Origin of the sequence: Streptomyces sp. NPDC007875, assembly GCF_042868035.1 — a bacterium.
In the GTDB taxonomy this organism is placed as follows: Bacteria; Actinomycetota; Actinomycetes; order Streptomycetales; family Streptomycetaceae; genus Streptomyces; species Streptomyces antimycoticus.
The window spans coordinates 122,920-139,640 of the sequence record NZ_JBIADZ010000017.1; the positions used below are offsets into that span (position 1 = coordinate 122,920).

12 protein-coding genes are annotated in these 16,721 nt (G+C 73.0%); 6 read left to right on the plus strand and 6 right to left on the minus strand.

Going from position 1 to position 16,721, the window contains the following annotated elements:
• Window positions 1-22 precede the first annotated feature (22 nt).
• Window positions 23-757: a peptidoglycan-binding protein gene (locus tag ACFYOY_RS30545; protein WP_351893250.1), complete on the minus strand. Its 735-nt coding sequence runs from the start codon at window positions 755-757 to the stop codon at window positions 23-25.
• A 173-nt stretch (window positions 758-930) separates the two neighbouring features.
• On the opposite strand from ACFYOY_RS30545, the gene ACFYOY_RS30550 reads away from it, so the two are divergent.
• Window positions 931-2,184: an FAD-dependent oxidoreductase gene (locus ACFYOY_RS30550; protein ID WP_388590736.1), complete on the plus strand. Its 1,254-nt coding sequence runs from the start codon at window positions 931-933 to the stop codon at window positions 2,182-2,184.
• A gap of 61 nt (window positions 2,185-2,245) precedes the next feature.
• On the opposite strand, the gene ACFYOY_RS30555 is transcribed toward ACFYOY_RS30550, so the two are convergent.
• Both ACFYOY_RS30555 and ACFYOY_RS30560 read right to left on the minus strand, forming a co-directional pair.
• Window positions 2,246-3,766, minus strand: a complete 1,521-nt coding sequence (locus tag ACFYOY_RS30555) for an amino acid permease (protein ID WP_351893238.1) — start codon at window positions 3,764-3,766, stop codon at window positions 2,246-2,248.
• A 112-nt stretch (window positions 3,767-3,878) separates the two neighbouring features.
• Complete coding sequence (locus tag ACFYOY_RS30560; protein ID WP_351893232.1) at window positions 3,879-4,886, minus strand: hypothetical protein; 1,008 nt, start codon at window positions 4,884-4,886, stop codon at window positions 3,879-3,881.
• Window positions 4,887-5,119: 233 nt separating this feature from the next.
• Between ACFYOY_RS30560 and ACFYOY_RS30565 the strand changes: the two genes are divergently transcribed.
• The 3 genes from ACFYOY_RS30565 to ACFYOY_RS30575 all read left to right on the plus strand — a co-directional run bounded on the left by ACFYOY_RS30565 (window position 5,120) and on the right by ACFYOY_RS30575 (window position 9,368).
• Entirely contained in the window at window positions 5,120-6,616 is a 1,497-nt protein-coding gene (locus ACFYOY_RS30565) for an FGGY family carbohydrate kinase (RefSeq protein ID WP_351893226.1), read from the plus strand.
• 74 nt (window positions 6,617-6,690) lie between these two features.
• A complete protein-coding gene (locus ACFYOY_RS30570) occupies window positions 6,691-8,118 on the plus strand; it encodes an NAD(P)/FAD-dependent oxidoreductase (protein ID WP_351893220.1) in 1,428 nt (475 codons plus the stop codon).
• Complete coding sequence (locus ACFYOY_RS30575) at window positions 8,115-9,368, plus strand: FAD-dependent oxidoreductase (RefSeq protein WP_351893215.1); 1,254 nt, start codon at window positions 8,115-8,117, stop codon at window positions 9,366-9,368. Before ACFYOY_RS30570 ends, ACFYOY_RS30575 begins: the two co-directional genes overlap by 4 nt.
• A 7-nt stretch (window positions 9,369-9,375) precedes the next feature.
• Here the strand turns inward: ACFYOY_RS30575 and ACFYOY_RS30580 are convergent, their stop codons facing one another.
• Window positions 9,376-9,765, minus strand: coding sequence for an RNA-binding S4 domain-containing protein (locus ACFYOY_RS30580; protein ID WP_351893209.1), 390 nt, complete (start codon window positions 9,763-9,765; stop codon window positions 9,376-9,378).
• A gap of 30 nt (window positions 9,766-9,795) precedes the next feature.
• On the opposite strand from ACFYOY_RS30580, the gene lpdA reads away from it, so the two are divergent.
• Both lpdA and ACFYOY_RS30590 read left to right on the plus strand, forming a co-directional pair.
• Window positions 9,796-11,196, plus strand: a complete 1,401-nt coding sequence (gene lpdA / locus ACFYOY_RS30585; protein WP_351893202.1) for a dihydrolipoyl dehydrogenase — start codon at window positions 9,796-9,798, stop codon at window positions 11,194-11,196.
• 65 nt (window positions 11,197-11,261) lie between these two features.
• Window positions 11,262-13,919, plus strand: a complete 2,658-nt coding sequence (locus ACFYOY_RS30590) for a SpoIIE family protein phosphatase (RefSeq protein ID WP_351893196.1) — start codon at window positions 11,262-11,264, stop codon at window positions 13,917-13,919.
• A gap of 88 nt (window positions 13,920-14,007) precedes the next feature.
• On the opposite strand, the gene ACFYOY_RS30595 is transcribed toward ACFYOY_RS30590, so the two are convergent.
• Complete coding sequence (locus ACFYOY_RS30595) at window positions 14,008-15,006, minus strand: MBL fold metallo-hydrolase (protein WP_351893190.1); 999 nt, start codon at window positions 15,004-15,006, stop codon at window positions 14,008-14,010.
• A gap of 206 nt (window positions 15,007-15,212) precedes the next feature.
• A complete protein-coding gene (locus ACFYOY_RS30600) occupies window positions 15,213-16,715 on the minus strand; it encodes a glutamate synthase subunit beta (RefSeq protein ID WP_351893184.1) in 1,503 nt (500 codons plus the stop codon).
• Between the last annotated feature and the right edge of the window lie 6 nt (window positions 16,716-16,721).

Genomic DNA, 16,721 nt, shown 5'->3' on the forward strand with positions numbered 1-16,721 from the left:
ATCCCGGCCGACGGCGGAATGGTCAGGTACGGGACTCCAACTGCTGCCGCGTGGCGGACCCGTACACCCCGTTCGCGTCGCCCCGGATCCCGTACCACACCTGGAACCGGGAGACGGCCTGGGCGAGGGTCTGGTCGTACTGCCCGTTGACCGGCCCGTCCTGATACACGTTCGGAATCCGCAGCAGACGCTTCTGGAGCTCGGTCACCTCAGGGCCGGTGTCCCCGAGGGTCAGCACATCGCCCGGATCGCCCGGCGGCGGTAACGCGTCGTCCGGCGGCTGCGAGGCGGGCGTGCTCGGCGTCCCGGGCGCGGCGGAGGTCGCGGGCGCCGTCGGCGTGGCCGACGCGCCGCCTTCGGCCGCACCGGAGGCCGAGTCCCGGGGCACCATCACCACCAGCGAGAGGGCGACCCCCGCGCCGAGTCCGGCCAGCACCAGCAGGGCGGCCCTGGGGTAGCGCCGCCCGGCCGGGGCGGGCGGCTCGGCCGGACGGCGCGGCTCGGCCGGTGCCCCCTGAACCGGCCAGGCGTCGGCCGCGGCCGGACCGCCCGTCATCTCCTGGGTGTCCGCATCCGCCATGGGCGGTGCCTCGGGCGGGAGTTCGGTGCCCGGCGGCCGGAAGAGGTCGAGCTCCTCCATCCATCCCTCGACCGGCCCCTGCGAGTCGTCGTCGTACTCCGGCGTAGCACGGAAGATCGCGGTCGGCTCGAGCACCTCGCGCCCGGCCGGTCGGTCCGGATCGGGTTCGGCTGCCATACAGACCTCCTTATGCGCCCCACACCATCACGCGGGGATACGGACGCGGGCCCGGGAGGATTCAAGCCGATCGTGATCGGGCGCACGCGCGGCGCCGGTGTGGCGTGCCGCCACGGGGTAATCCCTCCTGAGAGGGTGCCCATGGCCTCGGGGACGTCGAAGGGAGCCGTGAGATGGAGCGGACCGCATGCTGTGTGGTGGGCGGCGGGCCCGCCGGGATGGTCCTCGGACTGCTGCTGGCCCGGGCCGGGGTGGAGGTCACCGTCCTGGAGAAACACGGGGACTTCCTGCGCGACTTCCGCGGCGACACGGTCCATCCCAGCACGCTGCGGCTCCTGGACGACCTGGGCCTCGCCGAGCGGTTCGCGGCCCTGCCGCAGCGGCATGTGCGCTCCATCCGGCTGCCCATCGGACGGGACGGCGATCTGTTCACGGTCGGCGAGATCAGCTCGCTGCCGGGGAAGTACAACTACGTCGCGATGGTGCCGCAGTGGGATCTGCTCGATCTGCTGGCGGACGAGGCCAAGCGGGAGCCCACCTTCCAGCTGCGGATGAACACCGAGGTGACCTCCTTCCTCATGGAGCGCGGACGGGTCACCGGAGTGCGCTACCGCGACCGGCTCGCCGGCTCCACCGGCGAGCTGCGCGCCACCCTCACCGTGGCCTGCGACGGCCGGGGGTCGCTCGCCCGCACCCTGCCCGAGCTGGGGCTGCGGGAGTTCCCCTGTCCGATGGACGTCTGGTGGTTCCGGCTGCCACGCGAGGAGCGCGACCCGCAGGGGCTGGTGGGCAATGCCGGTGAACGCTATCTCACGGCCATGATCGACCGCGGGGACTACTGGCAGTGCGCCGCCCTGATCCCCAAGGGGGCCGACGACGCCTGGCGCGCCCAGGGCCTCGACCAGTTCCTCGCCTCGTTCGCCGAGGCCACGCCGTGGATGCGGCAGGGCGTGGCCGACCGCGAACCCCTCCCGCGGTCCTGGGACGAGGTCAAGCTGCTGGACGTCCGGATGGACCGGCTCCGCCGCTGGCACCGCCCCGGCCTGCTGTGCATCGGGGACGCGGCCCACGCGATGTCGCCCGTGTTCGGGATCGGCATCAACCTCGCCGTCGAGGACGCGGTCGCCGCCGCCCGCCATCTGGTCGGGCCGCTGCGGAAGGGCACCGTGGGCCTCGCCGACGTACGGGCCGTCCAGCGCCGCCGGTGGCCGACCGCCGCCGGGACGCAGATACTGCAGCGGATCGCCCACGCACGGGTCATCGAGCCGCTGTTGCAGGGGCGTTCACCGGCCGTCCCGGGTCAGCCGCTGCGGCTGGCCGAGGTGCTCACCAAGGCGCCCTGGCTGAAGCGGGGGCCCGCGTACTTCCTCGCCTACGGCGCCGGCCGAGAGCGTCCCCCGGCCGCCTCGCTGCGCCGTTCCGGATGAGCCCGGTCGCGCGGAGCCGGGGTGCGGAATCCCTCCGCACCCCGGTTCCGGACAGACACCTTCAGACGATGCCCTCGGCGATCTCCGCCTGTTCGCGCGCCGTGCCGTACGCGGATGGCGTGGTGTACGAGCGGCGGGCCACAAACCACCAGATCGTGGCCAGCAGCAGCACCACGGCCAGGGCGATCGAGGCGTAGTTCATCGAATCGGCCGTCACCGGACTGGACTGCGGCAGACAGAACAGCACCGTCACCACGGCCACCCACACCACCGCGATCCAGCCCACCGGTTTGCTCCAGCGGCCCAGGTGCCACGGGCCCGGCTGGAACCGGTCCCCGGCGCGCAGCCGCAGGAAGATGGGGATGGCGTAGGCGGGGGTGATCCCGATGACGTTGATGGCGGTCACCGCGCCGTAGGCCGTCTCGGAGTACAGGGACGGCAGGGCCAGCACACACGCGACCGCCACCGACAGCCAGACCGCGTGCACCGGCGTCTGGGTGCGGGAGCTGACCCGCTGCCACAGCCGTGAGCCGGGCAGCGCGCCGTCCCGGCTGAAGGCGAACACCATCCGGCTGGCCGCCGCCACCTCGGCGTTCCCGCAGAACAGCTGCGCCACGATGACGATGAGCAGCATCGCGGTGGCACCGCTCGTCCCCAGGGCGTCGATCAGGATCTGCGCCGGGGGCACCCCGGTGGCGCTCTTCTGCGTACCGGCGTAGTCCTGGATGGCGAAGGTGAGCCCCGCCAGCAGCACGAATCCGGCCACCCAGGACACCCAGATGGCGCGGACGATCCCCCGGGCGGCGAAGACGGAGGCGTTGGAGGTCTCCTCGGACAGATGCGCGGAGGCGTCGTAGCCGGAGAAGGTGTACTGGGCGAGCAGCAGTCCGATGGCGGCCACGTACAGCGGATTCGACCAGCCGGTGTCATTGACGAATTTGGTGAAGACGAACTCGGGCGACTGGTGGTGGGAGGGCACGATCGCCAGTGCACCGACGATGACGGCGACACCGGCCAGATGCCACCACACACTGACCGAGTTGAGCACGCTGACCAGCCGCACCCCGAACAGATTCAGCGCCGCGTGCAGCAGCAGAACGCACACGAAGATGACCATGGTCGATTCCGGTGTGGGATCGAATCCCCACTGGAGGTTGAAGAGCGCGCCGGTGAACAGGGCGGCGCCGTAGTCGATTCCGGCGATGGCCCCGAGCAGCCCCAGTAGATTGAGCCAGCCGGTGTACCAGCCCCAGGTCCGTCCGCCCAGCCGGTCGGCCATGTAGTACAGCGCTCCCGAGGTGGGATACGCGCTGGTCACCTCGGCCAGGGCGAGCCCGACGCACAGGACGAAGAGCCCCACTCCGGCCCAGCCCCACATCATGACCGCGGGGCCTCCGGTGTCCAGCCCGAAGCCGTACAGCGTCATGCAGCCGGAGAGAATGGAGATGACCGAGAAACTGATGGCGAAATTGCCGAACCCGCCCATGCGGCGGGCCAGTACGGGTTGATAGCCGAGCTCACGCAGCCGCTGTTCGTCATCCCGTTGGGGAGCGGGACCCGAACTCGACCATGCCGTGGACATGAATGTACCTCCCGAATGCTGGGGCGGGCGAGGGCGGTGGTACGGGCGGGGAAATCGGTCTGGAGGAAGGGCGGATGGGCAGGTGGTCGGGCACGCCGGGAAGGACCGCGGCTCAGCCGTTGACCCCGGGTCTTGGCCCACGGGCGCCGGCCAGCGAGCGGACCCGGGCGCGAAGAAACATTTCTTCAGCTACGGCGCGGTCGGTGGGGTCGGGGGTGCGGTAGGCCCAGGGGAGCGGGGTGAAGTACGGTCCCAGCGCCTCGAAGACGCGGGCCGCGTCGGAGAATCGCAGCGCGCCCCACAGGGCGTGCGCCAGATGGTTGAGATCCAGCAGTGAACTCGTCGCGAGATCCGCGTGGTCGAACCAGCCCTGCAGCGCCTTCTGGGCGTCCCGGGTGGCGTCCTCGGTGGCCCAGTGCAGGTCGAGCGCCTTCTCGTAGCCCCGCTCCTCGCGGTACCGCTCTACGTGCACATACAGCGGCAGCACCTGCAGCGCGGACTCCCCGGGCGCGCCCGAGGACACCCACTGCACGAAGTTGACCGCCTCGGCCAGTGAACCTCCGGCCCGCCGGGCGTACACGAACTGCAGCATCCGGTGGTACGCCTCGCGGTTGTACGGATCGCGCCGGTCGGCCTCCGCCAGCAGCCCCCAGGGCCCGGGGAACAGCAGCGGACCGGGCGGGGGCACCCGGTGCTCCTCCTGCCGCTGCTCCTTGTCCAGCTGGGCCAGGGCCAGCAGGCACACCCAGGGCACCGGATCCGCCGGGGAGTGGTGCGCGGCCAACTGGCAGGACTGCCACGCCTCCCGCCACAGTTCCCGGGTGCGGGGATGTCCCTCGCGGTGGGCGCGCACCGCGCGTTCCACCCCCACCCGGGCGCCCATCACCAGCGCCGCCACGCTCTGCGGCTCCTCGGCCCGCCACGCGTCCACCACGTTGGATCCGGCGGCGGCCGTGGCCAGCACCTGGGTCCGCTGAGTCCACAGCGCCCACGTGGGAGTCTCCGCCAGCAGATTGCGCATCGATATCCAGCGTCCGGTGCGCAGATCCTGCAGCGCGATGCGCAGTCCGCCGTCATACCCAGCCGGGTGGTACACGGGGCGGAACTCTTCCTCGGGCATCGGATGACTTTCGTACGGAGCTGACGTACCGGACGCGGAAAACGAGGGGCCTGGGGGATGGTTGCAGGGATCCTATAGTCCCGTCGCGGCGGCTCGGGCACGGGGGACCACGGGCGTGCCCGGATCGGCCGTCTTGACGCCCGCCCCGCGCCTGCACCAGGCTTTCCGGCAAGATCTCCGCGCACCGTCCCCCGAGCCGATGCGATCCACCAGTCCCGAGCGAAGAACCGGACATGCTGCCTGCAGAGCGTCGCCACCGCACCCCGGCCGACCCCGCGACCGGCCCGGTCCTCGCCGTCGACCAAGGCACCTCGGGCACCAAGGCGTTGGTGCTGTGTCCGGAACGCGGGGTGATCGGCTCCGCCGAGGTCCCCGTGCGCCCCCGGTATCTGCCCGGCGGACTGGTCGAGGTCGATCCGGCCGCATTGCTCACCTCGGTCCTCGAGGCCGGACGCCAGGCTCTGGCCGCCGCGGGGGAGCCGGTCGTGGCGGTCGGGCTGGCCAACCAGGGCGAGACCGTGCTGGCCTGGGACCCCGTCACGGGAGACCCGCTGACCGACGCGCTGGTCTGGCAGGACCGGCGGGCGCGGACGGTGTGCGAGCAGCTCGCGCAGCATGCCGAGACGCTGCGCGAACTCACCGGGCTGCCGCTCGATCCGTACTTCGCGGCGCCCAAGATGGCGTGGATCCGGCGCCATCTGACCGGCGAGGGCGTGGTCACCACCAGCGACGCATGGCTGATCCACCGGCTCACCGGCGCGTTCGTCACCGACGCCGCCACCGCGGGGCGCACCGGGCTGCTCGACCTCGACCGTGTCGCCTGGTCCCCCAAGGCGCTGGACCTCTACGGGCTGACCGCCGAACGGCTGCCGCGCGTCGTCGATGCCGCCGGGGCCGTCGGTACCACCACGGCCTTCGGTGGCGAAGTCCCGCTCACCGGGCTCCTCGTCGACCAGCAGGCCGCCCTGCTGGCGCAGCGGGTGACCGAGCCGGGCACCGCCAAGTGCACCTACGGCACCGGCGCCTTCCTCCTCGCCCAGACCGGGGACCGGCCCCGGCGTGGCCCCCATGGCCTGGTCTCCTGCGTGGCCTGGCGGCTCGGCGGGCGCACCAGCTACTGCCTGGACGGCCAGGTGTACACCGCCGCCTCCGCGGTGCGCTGGCTCAGCGACCTGGGGGTGATCCAGGGGCCCCAGGACCTCGACCCGGTCGGCCGGACCGTGCCCGACACCGGGGGAGTCACCTTCGTACCGGCGCTCGCCGGACTCGCGGCGCCGTGGTGGCGCGGCGACCTCAAGGGCTCGCTGACCGGGCTCGGCCTCGACACCACCGCCGGGCATCTGGTGCGCGCCCTGTGCGAGGGCATCGCCGCCCAGGTGGTGGAGATCGCCGGGGCGGCCGCCTCCGGCCTGGGCGCGCCGCTGACCGTCCTGCGCGTCGACGGGGGACTGACCCGCTCGGCGTTGCTGATGCAGACCCAGGCCGATCTGCTGCAGCGGCCGGTGGAGGTGTCGGCGCTGCCGGATGTCACGGCGCTGGGCGTGGGCGCCGCCGCGCGGCTGGGGCTCGACCCGGACCTGACGGTCGAGGAGGCGGTACCGGCGTGGGAGCCCGCCGCCGTCTACGAACCACGGATCAGCGCGGAGCGGGCCGCCGAGCGCCTGACCGGTTTCCGCTCAGCCGTGGCCGCGCTGCTGGACCAGGCGCCGACGGCCGCCGCCCACGACTGAGGACGCCGCTGAGGACACCCGCCTGGGACCGCCGTGCACCAGGAGCCGTTCGCACCACCGAGCAAGGGACCACAATGACCGTTACGACCACGGGTGACCTCCCCGGCGAGGTCTACGACGTGGCCATCATCGGCGCCGGGGTGGTCGGCACCGCCATCGCCCGCGAACTGGCCCGCCACCGGCTGCGGATCGCCCTCGTCGAGGCGTCCGACGACGTCGGGAACGGCACCTCCAAGGCCAACACCGCGATTCTGCACACCGGTTTCGACGCCACCCCGGGCACCCTGGAGGCCCGCCTGGTGCGCGAGGGCTACCAGCGGCTGACCGCCTACGCCGCCGAGACCGGCATCCCGCTCGAACCACTCGGCGCACTCCTCGTCGCCTGGGACGCCGAACAGCTCGCCGCGCTGCCGTCACTCGCCGAGAAGGCCGTGCGCAACGGCTACGACGAGACGAGCGTCCTCGACGCGGACGCGGTCTACGCCCGCGAACCCCATCTGGGACCGGGCGCCCTCGGCGCGCTCGAAGTCCCCGGGGAGAGCATCATCTGCCCCTGGACGACGACGCTCGCCTACGCCACCCAGGCGGTGCGCGCGGGCGTCGCCCTGCATCTGAACTGCCCGGCCGGGGCCATCACCACCGGCGAGGACCACCACGAGATCGCCACCCCGCGCGGGGTGCTGCGCACCCGCCACCTGGTCAACGCCGCCGGGCTGTACTCGGACGAGATCAACCGGCGGCTCGGCCACGAGGAGTTCACCGTGACCCCGCGCCGCGGCCAGCTGATCGTCTTCGACAAGTTCGCCCGCGGCCTGGTGGACCACATCCTGCTGCCGGTGCCCACCGCGCTCGGCAAGGGCGTCCTGGTGGCGCCGACCGTGTACGGCAATGTGATGCTCGGCCCCACAGCCGAGGACCTCGGCGACAAGACCGCCACCGGATCGTCGGCGGACGGACTGGCCTCGCTCCGGGAGAAGGGCGCGCGGATCATGCCGGAGCTGCTGGAGGAGGAGGTCACCGCGGTCTACGCCGGGCTGCGCGCCGCCACCGAGCACGGCGACTACCAGATCCACGCCGACCCCGGTCGGCGGTATGTCGCCGTGGGCGGCATCCGGTCCACCGGACTCACCGCCTCGATGGCGATCGCCGCGCAGGTGGCGGAACTCCTCACCGAGTGCGGTCTTGACCCCGGGCCCGAGCGAGAGATCGAGCCCGTGCGGATGCCCACCATCGGCGAGGCGTTCCCGCGCCCCTACCAGCGCGCCGATCTCATCGCCGCCGACCCCGCGTACGGCACCGTGGTCTGCCACTGCGAACGCGTCACCCGGGGCGAGATCCGCGACGCGCTGACCGCCACCGTGCCACCGGGCTCGCTCGACGGCCTCCGGCGTCGCACCCGGGCCCTCGGCGGGCGCTGCCAGGGATTCTTCTGCGGCGCCGCGGTACGCGCCCAGTTCGACGCGGCCACCGCGGCCCAGGACCGGACGGAGGCCTGGCGATGACCCCCGGCGACCGCACCCACCGCACCGTCGACGTCCTGGTCATCGGGGCCGGACCGGCCGGACTCGCGCTCGCCGCGCGGCTGGCCGCCGCCGGGGTGGACCGGGTCGAGGTGCTCGACCGCGAGCAGCACGCGGGCGGCATTCCCCGCCACTGCCACCACACCGGATTCGGACTGCGCGATCTGCGCCGGGTGATGACCGGCCCCCACTACGCCCGCCACCACATCGCCGCCGCCATCCGCGCCGGAGCGGTGCTGCGCACCTCGGTCACGGCCACGGGCTGGGCGGCGCCGAGGACCGTGGACATCACCGGCCCGACGGGCCTGGAGCGGATCACCGCGACCGCCGTCGTCCTGGCCACCGGTGCCCGGGAACGCCCGCGCAGCGCCCGGTTGGTGCCCGGCACCCGGCCGGCGGGTGTCCTCACCACCGGACAGCTGCAGCAGGCCGTCCATCTGCACCACCAGAACGTCGGCCGACGCGCCGTCATCGTCGGCGCGGAGCGTGTCAGCTACTCCGCGGTGGCCACCCTGCGCCGGGCCGGGGCCGAGGTCGCCGCCATGGTCACCGACCAGCCCCGCCACCAGACCCACCCGGCACGCCACCTGGGCACCCGGCTGCGTTATGGCTTTCCGCTGGTCACCGATGCCACCGTGGCCGAACTGACCGGCCAGGGGCGGCTGGAGAGCGTGCGGCTGCGGCACCGGGACGGCAGGATGGCCGCCGTCGCCTGCGACACCGCCGTGTTCACCGGCGACTGGATCCCCGACCACGAACTGGCCAGAAGCGCCGGAATCGCCCTCGACCCCGGCACCCGGGGCCCCGCGGCCGACGCCGAGTTCCGCACCGGCGAACCCGGGGTCTTCGCCGTGGGCAATCTGCTGCACCCCGTCGAGACCGCCGATATCGCCGCCCTCGACGGCCGGTTGGCCGCCGGGCCCGTGCTGCGCCATCTCGCCGGCCGGCCGTGGACCCCGGGGGCGCTGCCCGTACGGGTCGAGGCGCCGCTGCTGTGGGTCTCACCCAACCGGATCGCCCCGGACGGGCCCCGCCCGCCGCGCGGCCGGTTCACCCTGCGCACCACGCGGTTCCTGACCCGGCCGGTGCTCACCGTCGGACAGGACGGCCGGACGCTGCACCGCGGGCGCCTTCCCCGCACGGTGGCGCCGGGCCGGCCGTTCCACGTGCCCGCCGACTGGATCGCCGGGGCCGACGCACACGGCGGCCCCGTACGGATCACGGTGGACTGACCGGCTCTCAGTCGATGTCGCCGGGCGTACCGCGCAGCCGCTCCATCTCGCGCCGGTCGCGCTTGGTGGGGCGGCCCGCCCCGCGGTCGCGCAGCCCGATCGGCACGGTGTGCTCGCGCGGCGGCGGAGGCGGGCTGTTGTCGACGAAGCACTCCGCGGCCACCGGCGCGCCGACCCGCTTGCGCACGATGCGCGAGACGACCACGACCCGGTCGCGCCCCGCATGGCGCAGCCGCACCTCGTCACCGGGCCGCACCGCGTGCGCGGGCTTGACACGCTCGCCGTTGACCCGGACGTGCCCCGCGCGGCAGGCCGAGGACGCCATCGAGCGCGTCTTGGTCAGCCGCACGGACCAGATCCAGCTGTCCACCCGTACGGACCCCTCGTCTGAAGCCATACCCCGACTCTAATGTCTAAGGTGCGACGCATGAGCGCACATTTCGACGTGGTGGTTCTGGGAGCCGGGCCGGGTGGCTATGTCGCCGCGATCCGCGCCGCCCAGCTGGGCCTGACCACGGCCGTCGTCGAGGAACGCTACTGGGGCGGCGTCTGTCTCAACGTGGGCTGTATCCCGTCCAAGGCCCTGCTGCGCAACGCCGAGCTGGCCCATCTGTTCATCCATGAGGCCGAGAACTTCGGCATCCGGGTGGACGGCGATGTGACGGTGGACTACCGCGACGCGTTCGAGCGCAGCCGCAAGGTGGCCGACGGACGGGTCAAGGGCGTCCACTATCTGATGAAGAAGAACAAGATCACCCAGTACGACGGACGGGGCACCTTCACCGGGCCCCACGAACTGCGTGTCACCCTCTCCGACGGTGACACGGAGACGGTCACCTTCGACCACTGCGTCATCGCCACGGGCTCGATCACCAATCTGCTGCCCGGCACCTCCCTCAGCGAGCGGGTGGTGACCTACGAGGAGCAGATCCTCGCCCCCACCCTGCCCGGCAGCGTCCTGATCGCGGGCGCGGGCGCCATCGGCGTGGAGTTCGCGTACATCATGCACAGCTACGGGGTGCAGGTGACGCTGGTGGAGTTCATGGACCGGATCGTGCCCTTGGAGGACGAGGAGGTCTCCGCCGAACTCACCCGCCGCTTCCGCAGGCTCGGCATGAACATCCTGACCTCCACCCGGGTGGAGGCGATCAACGACACGGGCCCCGCGGTCAAGGTCATGGTGACCACGGGCGGCCAGCGGCAGACCCTGCAGGCCGCCCGGGTGCTGCAGGCCATCGGATTCCGGCCGCGGGTGGACGGATACGGGCTGGAGTCCACCGGCGTCCGGCTGACCGAGCGGGGCGCCATCGACGTGGACGGCCTCTGCCGCACCAATGTGCCGCACATCTTCGCCATCGGCGATGTCACCGCCAAGCTGATGCTGGCGCACGCCGCCGAGGCCATGGGCGTCGTCGCGGCGGAGACCATCGCCGGGGCCGAGACCATGGAGCTCGACTATGTGATGATCCCGCGCGCCACCTTCTGCCAGCCGCAGATCGCCAGCTTCGGCTGGACCGAGGCCCAGGCGCGGGAGCGCGGCCTGGACGTCCGGGTGGCGAAGTTCCCGTTCACCGCCAACGGGAAGGCCCAGGGCCTCGGCGACCCGGTCGGCTTCGTGAAGCTCATCAGCGACGGCCGCCACGGCGAGCTGCTGGGCGGCCATCTCATCGGCCCCGAGGTCACCGAGCTGCTGCCCGAACTCACCCTCGCCCAGCAGTGGGATCTGACCGTGCACGAGGTGGCCCGCAACATCCACGCCCATCCGACCCTCAGCGAGGCGGTCAAGGAAGCCGTCCACGGGCTCGCCGGACACATGATCAATCTGTGACCGCCGATGGCCCACCCCGGCCGCCACCGGGTGTGCGACCCGGGGATATGCGCTAGACAGAGCATGTGAAGGTGCGCTCGGCGCTGGGTTCGCGCAGTGTCGGCGGGCAGGTGTGCGCCCTGATGCTGATCATCGTGACGCTCCTGGTACTCGCCGCGGGTGCCACACTGTCCCTCCAGGCCCGCGGCAGCGGGGACAGCCAGGCCCGGGCCAGTGCCCTGACCGTCGCGCGCACCGTCGCCCTCGCCCCCGGCGTCCAGCGGGCGCTGGAGTCCCGCAACCCCTCCATGGTCCTCCAGCCCTTCGTCGAGAAGGTACGGAGCCGGACCGACGTCGACTACATCGTGGTGACCTCCCCCGGTGGCATCCGCTGGACCCATCCCGATCCGAAGCTGCTCGGCAAGCACATCGACCGCAGCCTCTATCCGGCCACGGCGGGCCGGACCTTCACCGACAGGCTCCCGGGCATCACCCGCTCGGCCCCCTCGATCCGTGCCGCCGTGCCGGTCACCGACGCCCGGGGCCGGGTGATCGGCATCGTCAACGCCGGGGTCTCCATCCCCTCCGTGGCCCGGACGGTCGGCCGCCAACTGCCGATGATCTACGCCTCCACGGCGCTCGCTCTCGTCCTGGGCGGGGGCGGTGCGGCACTCGTGGCCCGGCGGCTGCGGCGCCAGACCCACCGGCTCGGCCCCGCCGAGATCACCAGGATGTACGAACACCACGACGCCGTACTGCGCTGCGTCAAGGAGGGGGTGCTGATCATCGACGACGAGGGGCGGCTGCTGCTCGCCAACGACGAGGCGCTGCATCTGCTGGGTCTCACGCCCGACGCGCACGGACGGCAGATCACCGACGTCGGCCTGCCCCCGGAGCTCGCCGGACTGCTCGCCTCCGGCCGTGAGGCCACCGACGCGGTGCATCAGGTCGGGGACCGGCTGCTGGCGGTCAACCAGCGCCCGGCGGAGCGGGACGGAGCGCCCTGGGGCAGCGTCGCCACCCTGCGGGACACCACCGAGCTGCGCGCCCTGACGGACAAGGCCGACCGGGCCTACGCACGCCTCCAGCTGCTGTACGAGGCCGGTGTCCGGGTGGGCAGCAGCCTCGACATGGAAGGGACCGCCCAGGAACTGTCCCGGGTCGCCGTGCCGCGCTTCGCCGACTACGCCACCGTCGATCTGCACGAGGCCGTACTGCGCGGCGAGGAGCCGGGCGACCGCGAGTCGCCGTTGCGCCGGGCCGCCTTCAGCGGCATCCGGCAGGACCCCCCGCTGCGCCGTGTCGGCGACCGCGTCTCCGCCTTCCCCGCCACCCAGCGGGCCGGCGGCACCGGCCAGGCGCGCGTGTTCGCCGTGGAGCGGCTGCCGTCCTACCCCGACTGGACGCCACAGGAGCCCGAGCGGCCGGGATGGCTGGTGGCCTACGGCATCCGCTCGCTGGTGACCGTGCCGCTCAGCGGGCGCGGCGTCCGGCTGGGCCAGGTGGCGTTCTGGCGCTCGGGGGACGCCCCGCCGTTCGACGAGGAGGACCGGACCTTCGCCGAGGAGCTGGCCGGCCAGGCGGCCGTCGCCATCGACAACGCCCGCCGCTACGCGCGCGAGCACGCCACCACACTGGCCCTCCAGGAGAGTCTGCTGCCGCGCGGCCGCCCCGAACAGCAGGCCGTCGTCGCCGCCCAGCGCTATCTGCCCGCCCCCGGCGGGGTGCGAGGGGACTGGTTCGACGTCATCCCCCTGTCGGGGGCCCGGGTCGCCCTCGTCGTCGGCGATGTCGTCGGCCACGGACTGCACGCCGCCGCGACCATGGGCCGGCTGCGCACCGCCGTGCTCAACTTCTCCGTCGTGGACCTTCCCCCCGATGAGCTGCTCGCCCGGCTCGACGACGTGGTCGACCAGGTCGACCGGGAGGAGACCGCCGCGAACGGCGGCGTCGGGGCGGCGGGAGCCACCTGTCTGTACGCGGTCTACGACCCGGTCTCCCGGCACTGCACCCTGGCGCGGGCCGGTCATCCGCCCCCGGCCCTGGTCCACCCCGACGGCTCCGTGGCCTTCCTCGACCTGCCCGCCGGACCGCCGCTGGGGCTGGGCGGCCGGCTCTACGAGGCGACCGAGACGCGGCTGCCCGAAGGCAGCCGCCTCGTCCTCTACACCGATGGGCTGGTCCGGGACCGCGAACGGGACCTGGTGACCGGGCTCGACCAGCTGCGTGACGCCCTCACCGACGCCGACCCCGACCCGGAGCGGGCCTGCGACGCCGTGATGGCCGCCCTGCTGTCACCGCGCCGCACCGACGACGTCTGCCTGCTCATCGCCCGTACCACCGCGCTGGACGAGCGCCGGGTGGCCTCCTGGGAGCTGCCGCCGGACCCCGAGGTCGTGGCCCGGATGCGGGCGGCCGTCGCCCGCACCCTGGCCGACTGGAACCTGGAGGAGGCCGCCTTCACCACCGAGCTGGTGGTCAGCGAGCTGCTCGGCAACGCCATCCGGCACGCCGTCGGCCCCGTGCGGCTGCGTCTGATGCACAACCGGGCGCTGATCTGCGAGGTCGCCGACGGCAGCACCACCGCACCGCATCTGCGCCGGGCGGCCATCACCGACGAGGGCGGTCGCGGGCTGTTCCTCGTCGCCCAGATGGTCCAGCGCTGGGGCACCCGCTACACCAAGAACGGCAAGATCATCTGGACCGAGCAGGATCTTCCGGCCGCGGAACGCGCCCCGCGGTGACACCGGCCCGTACGGACCGGGCCGGTCGCCGTCGACCGGCCCCGCCCGCCGTCCGCGGCCCGCGTCACCCTCGTTCCGCCCGGGGCGGTCAGGCCGAGGCCGTCGGCGCGCCCTCGCGCCGCTCCCATGCCACCTGGGCGAGGTCGGCCATGGTGGCCACGAGATCCGCCGCCTCGTCCGTGCCGTTCAGATGCCGGTACTCCGAGCCCACCGTGATCACCAGCCGCTCGGGCAGGCCCAGCGCCGGATAGGTGTTCTCGGCGATCAGGGTGCGGGCGGCCTCCAGGGCCGGTACCCCTGCCGTGTGCAGCTCCCGGGTGCGGTCCCGCAGATGCTCCAGATAGCCGATGTGGCCGCGGACCCCCTCCCGGTCGAGGACCGGCCCATGGCCGGGGACGATCACCTCGGCCCCGGTCGCGAGGACCCGCTCGCACGCGGAGATCACATTGTCCAGGGGGCCCGCCCAGTGCACGGCGTGGTCGCCGGGGTCCTGGGGGCCGGAGGCGAAGATGACATCGCCGGTGAACGCCACCTTCTGCCGCGGCAGATACGCCACCAGATCGCCCGTGGTGTGCGCGGACGGCAGACTGAACAGCCGCACCGGCACCTGGCCCACGCGCAGGTCGAGTTCGCCCACGAAGGTGAGCGTCGGCTCGACCACCTCGGTGCCCGACCAGTCGAACCGCCCGAAGTGGCGCTGGAGATACCAGCCGAGCGGAGTCGCCGGATCGCTGCCGTGCACCAGGGCGTGCAGCTGCTGCGGCGAGGGCTCGTACTCGATATGGCCGAGCGCCTCGCGGGTGGCGACGATCTCCGCGTCCGGTACGACCTCCGCGCCCCACAGGTGGTCGCCGTTGGCATGGGTGACGATCACACGCTCGATCCGGCTCCCGCCGGGCAGCAGGGCCCGGCTGCGCTCCAGGAAGTCACCGGCCATCCGCCGGTCGTAGGGGGTGTCGATCCAGGCGGCGGCGCCGTCGGGCGAGACGATCAGACCGCAGTTGGCCAGACCCCATCCGGCGCTCGGGGTGGGGGACCAGATGTGCACACCGTCGGCCACGGTGAGGAGGGGCGATTGCGAGATCATGGACGCACACTATTCCCGCGCCGCGCGCCCGCGGCAGGCGGCCCGCTCTCCGGGCGCCGGCGGCCGGGCGCGTCGGTCTCCAGGTGCCGGTGCCCGTGTGCGCCGGTTCCGGCCACCGTGTCGGCCACTGGTATCCGGCCACCGGTGTCGGCCACCGGGGGCCGCCGGTGCTGGCACCGGCGGCGGGCCACTGGGGTGCCGCTCCGTCAGGCCGTCATCGGGCGGTCGGCCGGCCGGACCGGCGCCGGGAGCGTCGTGGAGCCCGCGAGATAGCGGTCCACGGCGGCCGCGGCGGAGCGGCCCTCGGCGATCGCCCAGACGATCAGCGACTGGCCACGGCCCGCGTCGCCCGCCACGAACACCCCGTCCGCGCCAGTGGCGAAGGACGCGTCGCGTGCGACGGTGCCGTGCTCGTCGAGCTCCAGACCGAGCTGGTCGAACAGCCCGCTGTCCCGCTCCGGGCCACGGAAGCCGAGGGCCAGCAGCACCAGATCGGCCCGGAGCACCCGCTCCGCGTCCGGCCCGGGCTGCCCGTCGGCCCGGGCCCCGATCAGGCGCAGCGCCCGGACGCCGCCGTGCGGCCGCTGCGTGTCCGGTGCCGTCCCCTCGAAGCGGACGGTGGTCGCGGAGAAGACCCGCGCGTCCACGTCCGCCTCCGGAGAGGCCGCCAGCTCCCGCGCCTCCTCATGGGCGGCGGACATCCGGTAGATCTTCGGGTAGGTGGGCCAGGGCTCGCCGTCGGCCCGTTCGTCGCCGGGCCGGGGGTGGATGTCCAGCTGGGTCACGGAGGCGGCGCCCTGCCTCAGCACGGTGCCCAGGCAGTCCGCGCCGGTGTCCCCGCCGCCGATGATGACCACATGCTTGCCTTCGGCGGTGATCGGCGGCCGGGCGTAGTCGCCCTCGCGCACCCGGTTGGCCATCGGCAGATACTCCATCGCCTGATGGATTCCGGCCAACTCCCGTCCTGGTACGGGGAGTTCGCGCCAGGCTCGGGCGCCCACCGCTATCACGAGCGCGTCGTAGCGCGACCTGAGCTCGGCGGCGTCCAGATCGGTGCCGACGTCCACGCCGGAACGGAACTTGGTGCCCTCCGCGCGCATCTGCCCCAGCCGCCGGTCCAGCTGGCGCTTCTCCATCTTGAACTCGGGGATGCCGTAGCGGAGCAGCCCGCCCACCCGGTCGTCGCGCTCGTACACCGCCACGGTGTGTCCCGCGCGGGTGAGCTGCTGGGCCGCGGCCAGGCCCGCGGGCCCCGAGCCGATGACGGCGACGGTCCGGCCGGACAGCCGCTCCGGTGGCTTGGGGGTCACATATCCGCTCTCCCAGGCCCGGTCGGCGATGGCCACCTCGACGTTCTTGATGGTGACCGCCGGCTGGTTGATGGCCAGCACACAGGCGCTCTCACAGGGGGCCGGGCACAGCCGGCCGGTGAACTCGGGAAAGTTGTTGGTCGCGTGCAGCCGCTCGCTCGCGCGCAGCCAGTCGTCACGGGAGACCAGGTCGTTCCACTCCGGGATGAGGTTCCCCAGCGGGCAGCCGTCGTGGCAGAACGGGATGCCGCAGTCCATGCAGCGGTCCGCCTGGGCGTTGATGATCGGCAGCAGGGCGCCGGGGGCCTGGACCTCGTTCCAGTCCCGCACCCGCTCGTCCACCGGACGGCGGGGCGGAAGACGACGGGGTGTGGTGAGGAAACCCTTGGGATCGGCCATGATGAC

Excerpts from the sequence above, each read along its gene's own strand:
- ACFYOY_RS30570 (WP_351893220.1), top strand. The coding sequence starts at position 6,691 with ATGACCGTTACGACCACGGGTGACCTCCCCGGCGAGGTCTACGACGTG.
- ACFYOY_RS30565 (WP_351893226.1), top strand. The coding sequence starts at position 5,120 with ATGCTGCCTGCAGAGCGTCGCCACCGCACCCCGGCCGACCCCGCGACC.
- ACFYOY_RS30595 (WP_351893190.1), bottom strand. The coding sequence starts at position 15,006 with ATGATCTCGCAATCGCCCCTCCTCACCGTGGCCGACGGTGTGCACATC.
- ACFYOY_RS30560 (WP_351893232.1), bottom strand. The coding sequence starts at position 4,886 with ATGCCCGAGGAAGAGTTCCGCCCCGTGTACCACCCGGCTGGGTATGAC.
- ACFYOY_RS30600 (WP_351893184.1), bottom strand. The coding sequence starts at position 16,715 with ATGGCCGATCCCAAGGGTTTCCTCACCACACCCCGTCGTCTTCCGCCC.
- ACFYOY_RS30550 (WP_388590736.1), top strand. The coding sequence starts at position 931 with ATGGAGCGGACCGCATGCTGTGTGGTGGGCGGCGGGCCCGCCGGGATG.
- ACFYOY_RS30555 (WP_351893238.1), bottom strand. The coding sequence starts at position 3,766 with ATGTCCACGGCATGGTCGAGTTCGGGTCCCGCTCCCCAACGGGATGAC.
- ACFYOY_RS30575 (WP_351893215.1), top strand. The coding sequence starts at position 8,115 with ATGACCCCCGGCGACCGCACCCACCGCACCGTCGACGTCCTGGTCATC.
- lpdA (WP_351893202.1), top strand. The coding sequence starts at position 9,796 with ATGAGCGCACATTTCGACGTGGTGGTTCTGGGAGCCGGGCCGGGTGGC.
- ACFYOY_RS30545 (WP_351893250.1), bottom strand. The coding sequence starts at position 757 with ATGGCAGCCGAACCCGATCCGGACCGACCGGCCGGGCGCGAGGTGCTC.
- ACFYOY_RS30580 (WP_351893209.1), bottom strand. The coding sequence starts at position 9,765 with ATGGCTTCAGACGAGGGGTCCGTACGGGTGGACAGCTGGATCTGGTCC.